This is a genomic window from Alcaligenes sp. LTN-3 (genome assembly GCF_059735605.1).
This window is the reverse complement of record NZ_JCAPDN010000003.1, coordinates 540,005-553,882: the sequence shown is the minus strand read 5'-3', so window position 1 is coordinate 553,882 and position 13,878 is coordinate 540,005. Positions and strand designations below refer to the sequence as shown.

Sequence of the window (13,878 nt, the reverse complement as noted above, 5' to 3'; positions counted from 1 at the left end):
CCTTATGCGCTTATCTGGCGAAGGAAGGCGTCACGCTGCTCTGGCAGAACGACACTGACCAAGGCAGACACTTCGGCCTGACCTAAACCCATGGCGCTAGCCACACGCAACATTTGCTGCACGCTGGCCGCCACCGGCATAGGCGCACCACTTTGTTGAGCATTGGCGATCAGGGTGTCGATATCCTTGAGCATGGTGGACAGCGCACCGATGCTTTTTGCCTGTGCTTCTATCATGCGCGGGGCAAAGATCTGCAAGGGCTTGGAGTCCGCCCAGCCGCCCGCCAGTGCGGGTGCCAGTTTGTCCACATTGATGTTATTGCGTCGGGCAAAGCCAATGGCTTCGGCCAGTGCCGCGATCGAGGTCGCCACGATAGCCTGGTTGCACAGCTTGGTCGCCTGCCCGGTCCCAGAAGGCCCCATATGCGTGATATTGCCGGCATAGGCGCGCATGGCAGCCTCGGCCTCGGGCATATGGGTTTCGCTACCACCTGTCATGATGGCCAGCGTACCGGCCTCCACGCCTGGAATACCGCCAGACACTGGGGCATCAATCCAGTCAGCCCCGCAACTTTGCGCCAAACGAGCGGCCAAGTTGCGCGTGGCTTCCGGGTCGATGCTGGAGTGATCCACCAGCCAATTAAGACCTGCTGCCTGAGCAATGCCGTCCGCACCGAACACCACGGCCTCGGCAGCCTTGGCGTCAAACAGGCATAGCAAGACACCGTCGGTGCCTTCAGCCGCTTCGCATGGCGTGCTCACAATCTGCGCACCGAGCGCCGCCAAGGGCTCGGCCTTTTCCCTGGAACGGTTCCAGACTTTGACCTCGTGGCCCGCTTTCAGCAGGCGCTGCACCATAGCAGCACCCATCAATCCTAAACCGCAAAAACCGAGTTTCATCTTATACGTCCTCAAGCTGTTCTTGCGGCCACTGGGCAGCACCCGAATGGGTCACTGCCCCTTCATTGGTCGGCCCAACCAGACGTGCGTACTTCTCCAACGCGCCCGCCAAACGATCTCGTACATAGGGTTTCCATTGCGCCCGGCGTACGGCCAGTTCCTCATCGGACACATGCAACTGCATGCTGCTTTGCGTAGCGTCGATGGTGATACGGTCACCGTCACGCACCAAGCCGATGTTCCCACCGGCTGCCGCTTCAGGGCTGGCATAGCCGATGCACATGCCGCGTGTCGCACCCGAGAAACGGCCATCGGTCAGCAGTGCCACTTTCTCGCCATTGCCATGGCCGTAAATGGCGGCGGTAACGCTTAGCATCTCGCGCATGCCGGGGCCGCCTTTGGGGCCTTCATTGCGAATGATCAGCACATCGCCAGTCTCGTAGGCCTGCCTGGACACCACGGCCATACAATCTTCCTCGGTTTCAAAGACACGGGCGCGGCCTTCAAAAACCAGAGACTTCAAACCGGCAATCTTCAGCAAGGCCCCATCCGGACACAGATTGCCCTTGAGCACAACCAGACCGCCTGACGCATGAATAGGCTGATCACTGCTACGCACGATACGACCATCAACATCGGGGAAACTTTCCAAGGCCTCCGCCAAGGTTTCACCGGTAATGGTCAACACATCGCCGTGCAGGTGCCCGCTCTTCAAGAGAGCCTTGAGCACGACGGGCACCCCACCGATCACGTCCAGATCGCGTGCCAGATAACGGCCACCGGGCTGCAAGTCGGCGATAAGAGGTGTGCGGTTAAAGACCTCAGCCAGATCATCCATGGTGAAGCGGATACCCACCTCGTGCGCTATAGCAGGGATATGCAAGGCCACGTTGGTTGAGCCGCCCGTCGCAGCCACAGCCGCAGCGGCATTTTCCAGGCTCTTGCGTGTGATGAGATCACGCGGCAGTGGACCACCATTTTCCAGAATTTCCATCACCCGACGACCGGCACGGCGAGCCAGTGCGTGTCGTTGGCTGTAGACCGCTGGTGTGGTCGAAGACCCCAGGAAGGACATGCCCAAAGCCTCGGCCACCATACCCATGGTATTGGCAGTGAACTGGCCCGGACAGGAGCCGACAGTCATGGCACAGTTGCGCTCGATGCCGTGCAATTGCTCCAGGGAAATCGCCCCGGTCTGGTAGCGGCCCACCCCTTCAATGGCGGTCAGCACGGTATTTTCAGTGCCATCGGGCGAGTAGCCCGGCAACATGGAACCGCCATAAATGAACACCGAGGGAACATTAAGCCGTGCCATGGCCATCAAGGTGCCGGGCAAGGTCTTGTCGCAACCACCCAAACCGACCAAAGCATCATAAGCGTGACCACGCACGGCTATTTCCATACTGTCGGCAATCATCTCGCGCGAGACCAGACTCATGCGCATGCCAGCGTGGTTCATGGAGGTGCCGTCAGACACGGAAATCGTGTTCATCATGACGGGTACACCACCACCCTGTGCTACACCCAGGCGCACGCTGTCTGCTTGCGGGCCCAGCGATTTGGAACAGGGTGTGTTGTCTCCGGCGGTTCCGATGATGGCGACCATCGAGCGGTCCAGGTCATCATCATCCAGGCCCGTTGCACGCAGAAAGGCTCGGTGTGGGGTGCGGGTTACGCCCTCGGTCACTGCTTTTGATCTATGTTTTTTTAGCATGGTCTTTGGTGGGGAATGAGTAGTTGAAAGATCGATTCAATCGGGCAGATCCAAGCGGTCAAATATCCAGGAGACATCTTCCTGAATGTATTGACGTGCCTGGGCGAAATTGCCGTTACGCAGCGCGATTACGGCGGACTCGTGCAATTGGTCCGAGGAGTCCTCGTTGTGGAGTAATTCGCGGGTTTCGCGCAGATAAGCACCTGACTGCAGCCACAGGCTCTCGATCATGGCGAGCATGACCGGAGACTGGGCGGCGGCGTAAATCGTGAAATGAAAGATCCGATTTTTTTCCAAGCTGCTGGCCACGCCTTTGGGCGTACGACGCTCTTGTGTAATTTCTTGCGCCAACTGTTCCAACTGATCCAGCACAGAGGATGTCAGCAAGGGGCCGGCCCACTCGGTGACGGTGCCTTCGATCAGAACGCGTGCACGACGAATATCGCTCAAGCAGGCTTTGGTGATCAGCGGAACACGCGTGGTGCCGTTGGGCAACGGCTCTAGCCCCTGTTGTGCGACCAGGCGGCGTAATGCTTCACGCACGGGCATGGTGCTGGTGCCCAGCGCGTCGGCCAGGTATTGAATACCCAGCACTTGGCCGGCACGGTATTCCCCGTGCATCAGCTTGTTTCGCAGGGCTTGATAGACCGCTTCGTTAACGGATTGCCGAACGATAGGTTGAAAAGCTTCGAGCGGAGCACTGGCGCTTGCAGCATCTGAATGTTTCATTAGATTCCGTCACAAAGTTAGTTCGAGCAATGATTTGTGATTTTTGATCAATTCTAAGGACGGACTTCTTTGACAATAAATCAGAGCTAACCCTTAGCTGCCTAACTCATCATGGGTAACGCGGCAAAACGTAGGATCACGTCGCATATCAAGGTTTACAGCGTAGTGAATCAGGGTGCAGGCTTGACCATTACCGGGATTGGCAGCTCGTTAAGCCCCTTGAACTCCTGCAAGGAAAAGCTGGTTTGCGCTTGCCGGACACCCGGCAAACGGTGCAGTTTCCGTTGCAACAACTCCGAATAGCTGTCCAGGTCCTTGGCCACCACCATGAGCAAAAAGTCGGCCGGGCCTGCAATGCCATGACACATCACTACCTCCGGAATATCGCGTACCGCTTCTACAAACTGCACCGAACGCGCTTCGTTCTGAAAGTCCACACTGATGCTGACGAAGGCCACCACACCGTAGCCCAGGCCGCGACGATCCAGCCGGGCGTGGTAGCCTGAAATAAGCCCGGCTTCTTCCATGCGACGGATCCGGCGCCAGCAAGGCGACTGCGATATACCCACTTTTTGCGCCAGCTCGCTTGTGGTGAGCCTGGCGTTTCGTTGCAGCTCGGCCAGTAAACTGCAATCCACCTCATCCAAATCTATTTGCATAAAAAAACCTGTTTTTAAAGTTTTCTAGAAAAAATTATGCTTCTATAAAAAACAGCTTGGCGCAAGACCCTTAAATCCCTAAGATCAACGCATAAATTTAAGTGGGATTGAATAATGAAACCACAGACAACATTCAGCTTTACCCCTGTGCCCGCCTGCTCGGGTGACTGCACCGCGCCACTGATGGAAACCTTCGGGCACGATGCATGGCACACTCCCCTTGGCGCGCAACGCGACTTTGGTTTTCCAGCGACCCACGCGACCTGCTCTACAGGCCGCACAGGTCATGATTAATGTACCGGGAACAGAACAAATGAATGCTTCCAAGGCATCGGCTGACAAGGGAATCAGCGAGACAGAGCGCATTGTTTCGGAAGAAAAAGCGCAGTTGGATTTCAGCCAATCCATGAGCTATGGCGATTACCTGCACCTGGACGAGGTGCTGGGCGCTCAGCACCCGCTCTCGCCTGCCCACGACGAAATGCTGTTTATCATCCAGCACCAGACCAGTGAACTCTGGATGAAACTAATGCTGCACGAACTGAACGCGGCCACTGAATCGGTCGCTGCTGACCGATACGCCGACAGCTTCAAGATGCTGGCGCGTGTCTCGCGCATCATGGAACAACTGGTCAGCGCCTGGACGGTGCTCTCGACCATGACCCCGCCGGAATACACTGCCATGCGGCCTTATCTGGCCAGCTCCAGCGGCTTTCAAAGCGCACAATATCGCTGTATTGAGTTTGCTTTGGGCAACAAGAATGCCGCCATGCTCAAGCCACATGCACACCGCCCTGAGCTACTCCGCCAGGTTGAGGCCGCTTACCGTGCCCCCTCGCTGTACGATGAGTCGCTGCGTCTGTTGGCCCGCCAGGGTTTTGACATTCCCGCAGACTATCTGGAGCGTGACTGGACGCAGCCCTACGTGGCCAGCCCCGAAGTCGAAGCTGCCTGGTTGCAGGTTTACCGTGACCCACATGCACACTGGGACCTGTACCAGTTGGGTGAGAAACTGACCGACATTGAGGACGCCTTCCGTCTTTGGCGTTTCCGCCATGTCACGACGGTTGAACGCGTCATCGGCTTCAAGCGCGGCACCGGTGGCACAGGCGGCGTCAGCTACCTGCGCAAGATGCTGGACGTGGTGCTGTTCCCTGAAATCTGGACGGTTCGGACCGCGCTGTAATGCCAGCCTCACACGACTTACTCTCCGCGCAGGAGCGCGAGCGCGAATACTCGCCCAGCTCCTGTATAGGCGGAAACTACGCGCCTTACATCGAGGACTACGCCACGCTTAGCGCAGCGGCCTTGCAAAGCGGATCACGTCATACCGAGCTGGCCTATGGCAGTGCCGCCGCACATAAGCTCGACCTCTTTTTGCCTGCGCCGCGCGACTCGGAATCCCTCCCACCGCTGCTGCTGTTTATTCACGGCGGCTACTGGCAGGAGCTCTCCAAGGCGTCCTCTTTGTTCTCGGCCCCGGATTGCACCAACGCGGGCATCGCCTTTGCGGCCATCGATTACACCTTGGCACCGCAAGCCTCTGTCCATGACATGGTGCTGGAATGCCGCCAGGCACTGCGCTGGCTGTATGAGCACGGTAAAGAACTGGGTTTTGATCCGCAACGTATTGTCGTTTCCGGCAGTTCTGCCGGTGCGCATCTGGCAGCCATGTGCTGCCTGCGCGGATGGAAAGACGACCCTGATTTGCCTGTCGGCGCACCTGCAGCCGCGGTGCTGGTATCGGGCATTTACGATCTACAGCCCCTGATTGGCACCAGCATCAATGAGGCACTGTCTCTGGACGTGGACAGTGCACGAGCGATTAGCCCTCAACTGCTTGATCTGAACGGATTTCCTCCCACCATCATTAGCTGGGGAGAAATCGAAACCTCGGCGTTCAAACGCCAGAGTCAGGCTTTTGCCGACGCGCTGAACGCACTGGGCGCCCAATATCTGCCCCCCATCGAAATGCCCGCACGCAACCACTTCGATGTCATTGTTGACCAGGCTCGCCCCAACACCCGTTTGGGCGATGCAACGCAGGCGCTCTTTGCGTCTTTGCCGGTCATCTCTACTCGGAGCAAGTGATGAAACAAGTTGTCGACGTCGGGCTTCCTCCCCTCAAGCAAGCGTTCTCCTGGGCTGTCAAAGCCAAAGGGGAAATGCTGTTCATGGTGGCCGGGCCTGTGCGGCCGGACGGCAGCATCGATACGGGAAGCATCGAGCAACAGGCTCGCCTGACCTTTGCCAATATGCAACGGGCCACTCAAGCAGCGGGAGCTAGCCTGGAAAACGTCACCCAAGTGCTGATTTACATGACTGATATCGCCGATATGGACGTCATCGACAAGGTCTACAGGGAGTCTTTCTCCGCGCCCTTTCCCAACCGAGCCAGCGTGGGCGTGGCCGCTTTAGTGGAGCCGGGCATGAAGCTGGAGGTTGTGGCTTACGCCATGATTCCTTGAGGCTGACAAAGGCGGGGCGCCGCAGCAGCCCCCATCTGTTTACAGCGAGTCAAACGGATCCTGCGTGCTGGGCAAGCCCGTATCATCTCCCAGTACAAAGCGCGGGATGAACTGCAGCACATACTGTCGCATGGCCTCGACCAGACGCTGTGCATCGGGACGTAGTTCGCGTGATCGCAGCGACACCACGCCGACCATATAAGGCACGTGGATATCAATGGGGCGCAACACCACATTCGGCAGTGGCAGGCCGTGGGCAGTGAAGGGGTCGATCAAGGACACGCCTACCCCTTGGCTGGCCAGAACCAGCCCTTCCAAAGACGATGCAACCTCGATATGACGAATATCTTCCGGTGCTTCCGGACTGGCGCGCAACAGAGCGGTTGCCAGGGTATGACGCAGGCGATGGCGGTTCTGAATGGAAATCAGGGGCGTGCCTTGAATATCACTCAAACGCACCAGTTCGTGCTCGGACAGGGGATGATCCAATGCCATACCCAACAGACACGGACTTTGTCCTGACCAGTGCAAGGTGCAACCATCAATATCGAGCGGCAAACTGGTAACAGCCAGATCTGCCCGCCCTTCGTCGATGGCTTGCACCACCTCTTCCGGCTTTACCGTATCAATAATCAGCTTTTGCTTGAAGGCGGGATCGTGATGCTCCATGATGCCCAGCGCTTGGGGCAGCAACCCAATAGCCAGCGCATGAGTGGCCACGATACGCAGGGGCCGCAGGCCGCCACGGGCGATTTCCAGAGCGCGACTTTGCAGCACCTCCAGATTCATCAGCACCGGCCTGGCTTCCAGATAAAACTCGCGCCCTTGATCGGTCAGGGTGACCTGCGGACGGGTACGAGTAAAAAGCCTGAAGCCCAGTTCCTGCTCCAGCTCCTGAATCTGGCGGCTGACCACAGGCTGAGAGCGGTCCAGCAAACGGCCGGCAGCGGTCACACTGCCTGCGGACATCACAGCTGCAAAAGCTTCTAATTGGCGAATTTCCATGTCGGTCTATGTGAATGCCGCATTTATCAACATGGAATATTCTAATGCGGAATAGTTAGCCGGACTAGCGTTTCACGCCGAAACACTGCTCCAACGTGGGGAAAGAACCATCACGCACCTCCGCCGCGTACTGCGCTGCCGCTTGCGAGATCAAGGCACCCACATCCGCGTAAGGTTTGGCAAATTTGGGAATCTTGCCGTTTGTCAGGCCCAGGATATCTTCAGTTACCAACACCTGGCCATCACACGCAGGCGATGCACCGATACCGATCGTAGGAATGGCGATGGTTTCGGTAATCCGGCGGCCCACACTTTCCGCCACCCCTTCCAACACCACACCCCAGGCACCGGCCTGGGCATGTGCGACGGCATCGTCCAACACGCGCTGGGCGGCAGCATCGGTCATGCCTTGAGCCTTGTAGCCACCCATGGTGTTGACGTACTGAGGCATCAAACCCACGTGGGCCAACACAGGCACGCCGCGCTCGACCAGAAAGCGGGTCGTTTCAGCCATGGCTTGACCGCCTTCCATCTTCACTGCCTGGGCACCACTGGCCGCGAGCATACGCGATGCGTTGGCAAATGCCTGCTGGGGTGATTCCTGATAGCTGCCAAAGGGCATATCCACGACAATACAAGCGTGCTTAGTAGCACGCACCACGGCCGCAGCATGGGCAGCCAACATATCCACCGTAATGCTCAGGGTGTCAGGCATGGCATACCCTACCATCGCGGTCGAATCGCCCACCAGGATCATATCCATGTGCTCGTCCAGCATTCGTGCGATAGGCGCGATATAGGCTGTTAACGACGCAATTTTTTGTTTGCCCTTATAGGCGGTCAGAGCGGGAACGCTAATGCGAACCTGCGTGGTATGTACGCTCATACTTACTCCAGCTGGAACCCCATAGGACAACGCTTATATGGGATTATGAATGATGCAGATTGCAACATCTTAATAAAAAATCCAGTCGACGCCTCTATAATCGCCGCAGGACAAAAAACAATAAGCCAATTTCCTGCCTACGTACAAGCTTCACGTGTCCATCCCGTGTGGATTCAGGTCCCTTTAAGGACTTTTGCCTTGACACCGCCTGTACTCTAGGACCTGTTAACACGATGTAAGGAGATTGCGTTAACAGGCCCTAGGCCCCGATCGTTCCCCATGCGCGGTGGTTTCATCAGCCAGACCCTGGCTGTTTTGCCGTGCACTCTACCGAGGAGAGACTTATGTCGACTACCCCCCCAACAATCACCTTCCACGACGATAACCGCGCGCCACAACTGGGCCTGGGTGTCTGGCAGGTGCCTGCCGAGCAAACGGCCGATGTGGTGTGCAGTGGCATCGAGGTAGGCTACCGCCTGATCGACACTGCTGCCATCTACGGCAACGAGGCCGAAGTCGGTCAAGGGATTCGTCAGTCCAAGGTGCCACGCGAGGAGCTGTTTGTGACCACCAAGCTGTGGAATGACATGCATGGCCACGACAACACCCGTGCAGGCTTTGAAGAAAGCATGGACAAACTGCAGCTCGAATATGTGGATCTGTACCTGATTCACTGGCCTGTGCCCAAGAACCGCCAGTACATCCAGACCTGGGAAACACTGATCAATCTGCGCAATGAAGGCCGCGTCAAATCCATTGGTGTGTGCAACTTCCTGCCCCAGCACCTGCAAACCTTGCTGGACAAGACCGGCGTGTTGCCTGTGCTCAATCAGATTGAGCTGCACCCCGGCTTTCAGCAGGCAGAGTCTCGCCATTACCATGAAGACCACGCTATCCAGACGCAAGCCTGGAGCCCACTGGGACTGGGTACGCTGTGGGACAATCCGGTACTGAACAAGATTGCCAAGGAACATGGCCGCTCTGTGGCGCAAGTCATGCTGCGCTGGCAGATTCAACTGGGCAATATGGTGATTACCAAGTCCACCTCCCCCGAACGCCAGCGTGACAATATGGACATTTTCAGCTTCGAGCTCAGCGAGCAGGACATGGCAGACATTGCCGGTCTGGACCAGGCCGAAGGTCGTCTTGGCCCGGATCCAGAATTGTTCCGCTTGCCCAAAAGCACCGTCTAAGGCTAAGCCTTGGGGCGCACCCGTCTTGCAGGCCCGGACAGGAAGGCGGCAAGAAGAGGCGCCAGAGCAAACAGCCACAGCAGAGCCTGCGCTGACTGGCGCGCGCCCTGCACCCCACCGGGGTCTGCAAAGCCCGAGGCCGTGGTGATGATCCCGGCCAATGCAGCCCCCAGGGCCATCGTAAACAGCTGCAAGGTCGTAATGGCAGCCGAGGCAATATTCTCCTGGCCCTTGGGCGCGGAATGAAAGACCCGTGTCAGCAGGTGCGGCCAGGCCAGACCAATCCCTATTCCAACGCCCAGTAAGGACAGGTACAAGGCCCAGGAATAATCCCTGCCTTCGCTCAAACCCTCCCACGGGATAAACACGCCCAGGGCAGCCAGCGACAAGCCCGAGAGCACAGGCCCGGCAATAATCAATCTGTCCCCGGTTTTCAGCCCACGGCTGGAACTGGCAATCGAACCCAAGGTCCAGCCACCGGACATCAAGGCAGTCAGGTAGCCGGCTTTCAGCGGGCTCATGTGATGGATGATCTGCAGGAAATACGGAATGAAGATTTCCGTTGCCACCGCCACACTGACCAAGCCAATACCAGCGTACAAACTACCCAAGGCGGTGTTGATGGAATAGGTGCCCTGCGGAAACAGGCGGCTGGTGGACTTGCTGTCGGCACGCGCCATCAGATACACCAGCATCGCGCCACCCACGACACCGGCCAGATTGATCATCCACGACGTGGACAGGCTACCTGCCGACATGACCAGTACCGAGGCGGTCAGCAACAAGACCTTGCCCAAGGTCGAACCGGATTGACGCGTTTCAGGGGCACGCGCATCACGCAACTGGGTCCAGACCAGAATCGCCAGCAAAGCAGCACACGGCAGGACACTCCAAAAGGCCAGACGCCATTGGCCCATCTGGGCAAACACCCCGCCAATCGCCGGTCCCGACAAGGTCGCCACGCCCCACATACTAGACACCAGGGCCATCACGCGCGGCCAAAGCCGCTCTTCAAACACCAACCGGATAGAGGAGTAGCTCAGACCCAATAGCAAGCCACCCCCCAATCCTTGAACCGTGCGGGCAACAAGCAGGAAAGGCATGGAAGGCGCCGCCGCGCACAAGGTCGTGCCAATCGCAAAGAACAGCAGCGACACCAGAAAGCTGTGTCGCAGGCCCCATTTTTCCAGGACTTGGGGTGACAGGGCCGAGCCCAGAATCGATGCCACCACAAAGAGCGTGGTATTCCACGCGTAGTACTCCAACCCGCCTATATCTTCCACCACAGAAGGCAAAATCGTGGTCGCCACGTACACATTGATCGCGTGAACAGCCACGCCTCCGGCCAAGGCCAGCGAGCGCAAGCCATTACGGCCAGACAACAACTCAGACCAAGATGCTTCTTGGGTATTCGCCATTTTTCTTTATCCACACAAAAGGCCGGCAAAAGAGCCGGCCCCTAAACACACAAATGCGCCAGAGGCATGACACCACTGGCGCACCTGCTGGCGTGTCAAATCACGCCGTGGCCTGCTGCCGAGCTTACGCTTTCAACAAGCCCCGCAACACGTACTGCATGATACCGCCATGACGGTAATAATGCGCTTCGCTAGGCGTATCAATTCGGACCAGGGCCTCGAACTCAATATCGCCAGCACGCACTTTGACCTTCTCGGGGATCTTGTCCTGATTCAAGGCGGTAATGCCTTCGATGTCGAAGACTTCATCGCCCGTCAGACCCAGGGTTTGTGCGTTTTGGCCAGCCGGGAACTGCAAAGGCATCACACCCATGCCCAGCAAATTGCTGCGGTGAATACGCTCGTAAGATTCGGCAATGACTGCCCGTACACCGAGCAGCACCGTACCTTTGGCCGCCCAGTCACGCGAAGAACCCGAACCGTATTCCTTGCCCGCCAAAATGACCAGCGGGACATCGGCACTCAAGTAATTGCGCGAGGCATCGTAAATCGTTGCCACGGGCGCGCCGTCTTGCGTGAAGTCGCGTGTGTAGCCCCCTTCCGTACCCGGAGCCAGTTGGTTACGCAAGCGCACGTTAGCAAAGGTGCCGCGAATCATGACTTCATGGTTACCGCGACGCGAGCCGTACGAGTTGAAGTCCTGCGGCTGTACGCCGTGGTCCATCAAATAGGTGGCCGCTGGCGACATGCGTGCAATCGACCCAGCCGGACTGATGTGGTCGGTCGTCACCGAGTCACCCAGCTTGGCCAGCACGCGTGCGCCACGAATATCCGAGACAGGGCTGGGGTCACGCTTCAGGTCAATGAAATATGGGGGTTTGCGCACGTAGGTAGAGGAATCCTGCCATTCGAAACGATCCCCTTCGGGTGTAGGCAGAGAGCGCCAACGCTCATCACCGGCAAACACATCGGCATAACCATCGCGGTACATATCCGAGGCAATCGCCTTGCTGATCACGTCCTGCACTTCAGCAGCAGAGGGCCAGATGTCTTTCAGATACACATCCTTGCCATCGCTACCCTGCCCCAAAGGCTCCTTGTACAGGTCGATATCCATCGTGCCCGCCAAAGCGTAGGCCACCACCAGCGGTGGCGACATCAAGTAGTTCATTTTCACTTCGGGGTGAATACGGCCCTCGAAGTTACGGTTACCCGACAAGGTGGACACCACGGCCAGATCGTTTTGATTAATCGCCTGGCTGACTTCTGGAATCAGTGGGCCGGAGTTACCGATACACGTGGTGCAGCCGTAACCCACTAGGTCAAAACCCAGCTTGTCCAGATAGGAGGTCAGGCCGGCACGGTCGTAATAGTCGGTAACCACGCGCGAGCCTGGGGCCAGACTGGTTTTCACCCAAGGCTTGCGGCTCAAGCCTTTTTCCACCGCTTTCTTGGCCAGCAGACCCGCGGCCATCATCACACTTGGGTTGGAGGTATTGGTACACGAGGTAATGGCGGCAATCACCACCGAGCCGTGATCCAGCTCGCACTGGCTACCGTCGGCCAACGTGAACGTCACCGCCGCTTTACGAGGTGCGGGTGGCTTGTGCGAAGGCACGTCCGACGCAGGGAAACTCTCTTCCACGGCCTCGTCATAGGTCGCTACATCGTCGCCCAGCAGATCACGTACCGAGGTACGGAATGCGGATTGGGACGAGGACAGGGCAATGCGGTCTTGCGGGCGCTTGGGGCCGGCAATCGAGGGAACGACCGTGGACAAATCCAGCTCCAGACGCTCCGAGTAGCGAGGCTCGTGCTGCGGGTCATGCCACAGACCCTGGGCCTGGGCATACTCGCGCACCAGATCGATCTGCTCTTTGGAGCGACCCGTCAGCTCCATGTAGCGCAGGGTTTCCTCGTCAATCGGGAACATGGAAATGGTGGAGCCGTATTCGGGGCTCATATTGCCGATCGTGGCACGGTTGGCCAAAGGCACAGCGCTGACACCAGGGCCATAGAACTCCACAAACTTGCCCACGACACCGTGCTTGCGCAGCATATCGGTAATCGTCAGCACCAAGTCTGTCGCCGTGGTGCCTTCAGGCATTTGACCTGTCAGCTTGAAACCCACAACACGGGGAATCAGCATGGAAATGGGCTGGCCCAGCATAGCGGCTTCGGCCTCGATACCGCCTACGCCCCAGGCCACCACGCCCAGACCGTTCACCATAGGCGTGTGCGAGTCCGTACCCACACAGGTATCGGGATAGGCCAGTTGACGGCCTTGTTCGTCGCGCGTAAAGACCACGCGGGCCAAGTGCTCCAGGTTCACCTGGTGAACAATACCCGTGCCCGGTGGCACGACCTTGAAGTTATCGAATGCACTTTGGCCCCAGCGCAGAAACTGGTAGCGCTCCATATTGCGCTCGTACTCGATCTGTACGTTGCGCTCAAAAGAACTGGGTTTGCCAAAATCGTCCACGATCACCGAGTGGTCAATAACCAGCTCTACCGGTGCCAGGGGGTTAATTTTTTGCGGGTCGCCACCCAGCGCCTGCATGGCTTCACGCATGGCGGCCAAGTCCACAACGGCTGGCACACCGGTAAAGTCCTGCAGCACAACACGTGCGGGGGTAAAGGCGATTTCACGATCGGGCTCGGCAGCAGGATCCCAGGCGGCCAGGGCGCGAATATCATCCGCGGTCACATCGGCGCCATCCTCGGTGCGCAGCAAGTTTTCCAGCAGGATCTTCAAACCATACGGCAGGCTGGCAACATCCAGGCCATCTCCACGAACCGCATCCAACCGATAGTAGTCGTAGGACTGCCCGCCGACATCCAACTGGTGCAAAGCCTTAAAACTATCTACGCTTTTCATATCGGGATCTCCATGGAAAGGTGCCGGCC

Annotated in this window: 12 protein-coding genes; 4 read left to right on the top strand and 8 right to left on the bottom strand. The window is 57.8% G+C overall.

The features are described 5' to 3' along the window. Positions 1–2: 2 nt before the first annotated feature. From AC6I6N_RS15435 to AC6I6N_RS15420, 4 genes are all read right to left on the bottom strand, one after another. On the bottom strand, positions 3–899 hold the full coding sequence (locus tag AC6I6N_RS15435; RefSeq protein WP_125277160.1) for an NAD(P)-dependent oxidoreductase: 897 nt from the start codon (positions 897–899) through the stop codon (positions 3–5). A gap of 1 nt (position 900) precedes the next feature. After that, complete coding sequence (gene ilvD, locus AC6I6N_RS15430) at positions 901–2,613, bottom strand: dihydroxy-acid dehydratase (RefSeq protein WP_094198022.1); 1,713 nt, start codon at positions 2,611–2,613, stop codon at positions 901–903. 36 nt (positions 2,614–2,649) lie between these two features. Beyond that, positions 2,650–3,342: a GntR family transcriptional regulator gene (locus tag AC6I6N_RS15425; protein ID WP_094198023.1), complete on the bottom strand. Its 693-nt coding sequence runs from the start codon at positions 3,340–3,342 to the stop codon at positions 2,650–2,652. Positions 3,343–3,512: 170 nt separating this feature from the next. Continuing rightward, the gene (locus AC6I6N_RS15420) at positions 3,513–4,001 is read right to left on the bottom strand and encodes an Lrp/AsnC family transcriptional regulator (protein ID WP_094198024.1); all 489 of its coding nucleotides are present in this window, start codon (positions 3,999–4,001) and stop codon (positions 3,513–3,515) included. A 313-nt stretch (positions 4,002–4,314) separates the two neighbouring features. Between AC6I6N_RS15420 and kynA the strand changes: the two genes are divergently transcribed. Genes kynA through AC6I6N_RS15405 form a run of 3 tightly spaced genes read left to right on the top strand, consistent with a single transcriptional unit; the run spans position 4,315 to position 6,469 of the window. Beyond that, entirely contained in the window at positions 4,315–5,187 is an 873-nt protein-coding gene (gene kynA, locus AC6I6N_RS15415) for a tryptophan 2,3-dioxygenase (RefSeq protein WP_094198458.1), read from the top strand. Beyond that, a complete protein-coding gene (locus tag AC6I6N_RS15410) occupies positions 5,187–6,092 on the top strand; it encodes an alpha/beta hydrolase (RefSeq protein ID WP_094198025.1) in 906 nt (301 codons plus the stop codon). The genes kynA and AC6I6N_RS15410 overlap by 1 nt, the downstream gene beginning before the upstream one ends. Continuing rightward, the gene (locus tag AC6I6N_RS15405) at positions 6,092–6,469 is read left to right on the top strand and encodes a RidA family protein (protein WP_094198026.1); all 378 of its coding nucleotides are present in this window, start codon (positions 6,092–6,094) and stop codon (positions 6,467–6,469) included. The genes AC6I6N_RS15410 and AC6I6N_RS15405 overlap by 1 nt, the downstream gene beginning before the upstream one ends. Positions 6,470–6,508: 39 nt before the next feature. Here AC6I6N_RS15405 and AC6I6N_RS15400 read toward each other — a convergent pair whose 3' ends face one another. Together AC6I6N_RS15400 and panB are read right to left on the bottom strand one after the other, a co-directional pair. After that, positions 6,509–7,474, bottom strand: coding sequence for a LysR family transcriptional regulator (locus AC6I6N_RS15400; protein WP_094198027.1), 966 nt, complete (start codon positions 7,472–7,474; stop codon positions 6,509–6,511). Positions 7,475–7,538: 64 nt separating this feature from the next. Then, positions 7,539–8,360, bottom strand: a complete 822-nt coding sequence (gene panB, locus AC6I6N_RS15395) for a 3-methyl-2-oxobutanoate hydroxymethyltransferase (protein WP_094198028.1) — start codon at positions 8,358–8,360, stop codon at positions 7,539–7,541. Positions 8,361–8,704: 344 nt separating this feature from the next. On the opposite strand from panB, the gene AC6I6N_RS15390 reads away from it, so the two are divergent. Beyond that, entirely contained in the window at positions 8,705–9,553 is an 849-nt protein-coding gene (locus AC6I6N_RS15390) for an aldo/keto reductase (protein ID WP_094198029.1), read from the top strand. Positions 9,554–9,555: 2 nt separating this feature from the next. Here the strand turns inward: AC6I6N_RS15390 and AC6I6N_RS15385 are convergent, their stop codons facing one another. Both AC6I6N_RS15385 and acnA read right to left on the bottom strand, forming a co-directional pair. Continuing rightward, positions 9,556–10,971: an MFS transporter gene (locus AC6I6N_RS15385; RefSeq protein WP_346548872.1), complete on the bottom strand. Its 1,416-nt coding sequence runs from the start codon at positions 10,969–10,971 to the stop codon at positions 9,556–9,558. A 124-nt stretch (positions 10,972–11,095) separates the two neighbouring features. Continuing rightward, the gene (gene acnA / locus AC6I6N_RS15380; RefSeq protein WP_094198031.1) at positions 11,096–13,849 is read right to left on the bottom strand and encodes an aconitate hydratase AcnA; all 2,754 of its coding nucleotides are present in this window, start codon (positions 13,847–13,849) and stop codon (positions 11,096–11,098) included. Between the last annotated feature and the right edge of the window lie 29 nt (positions 13,850–13,878).

Bases quoted from the DNA above. Each gene is read 5' to 3' on its own strand.
- AC6I6N_RS15420 (WP_094198024.1), bottom strand. From the start codon at position 4,001: ATGCAAATAGATTTGGATGAGGTGGATTGCAGTTTACTGGCCGAGCTG.
- AC6I6N_RS15405 (WP_094198026.1), top strand. From the start codon at position 6,092: ATGAAACAAGTTGTCGACGTCGGGCTTCCTCCCCTCAAGCAAGCGTTC.
- acnA (WP_094198031.1), bottom strand. From the start codon at position 13,849: ATGAAAAGCGTAGATAGTTTTAAGGCTTTGCACCAGTTGGATGTCGGC.
- kynA (WP_094198458.1), top strand. From the start codon at position 4,315: ATGAATGCTTCCAAGGCATCGGCTGACAAGGGAATCAGCGAGACAGAG.
- AC6I6N_RS15425 (WP_094198023.1), bottom strand. From the start codon at position 3,342: ATGAAACATTCAGATGCTGCAAGCGCCAGTGCTCCGCTCGAAGCTTTT.
- ilvD (WP_094198022.1), bottom strand. From the start codon at position 2,613: ATGCTAAAAAAACATAGATCAAAAGCAGTGACCGAGGGCGTAACCCGC.
- AC6I6N_RS15385 (WP_346548872.1), bottom strand. From the start codon at position 10,971: ATGGCGAATACCCAAGAAGCATCTTGGTCTGAGTTGTTGTCTGGCCGT.
- AC6I6N_RS15390 (WP_094198029.1), top strand. From the start codon at position 8,705: ATGTCGACTACCCCCCCAACAATCACCTTCCACGACGATAACCGCGCG.
- AC6I6N_RS15400 (WP_094198027.1), bottom strand. From the start codon at position 7,474: ATGGAAATTCGCCAATTAGAAGCTTTTGCAGCTGTGATGTCCGCAGGC.
- AC6I6N_RS15410 (WP_094198025.1), top strand. From the start codon at position 5,187: ATGCCAGCCTCACACGACTTACTCTCCGCGCAGGAGCGCGAGCGCGAA.
- panB (WP_094198028.1), bottom strand. From the start codon at position 8,360: ATGAGCGTACATACCACGCAGGTTCGCATTAGCGTTCCCGCTCTGACC.
- AC6I6N_RS15435 (WP_125277160.1), bottom strand. From the start codon at position 899: ATGAAACTCGGTTTTTGCGGTTTAGGATTGATGGGTGCTGCTATGGTG.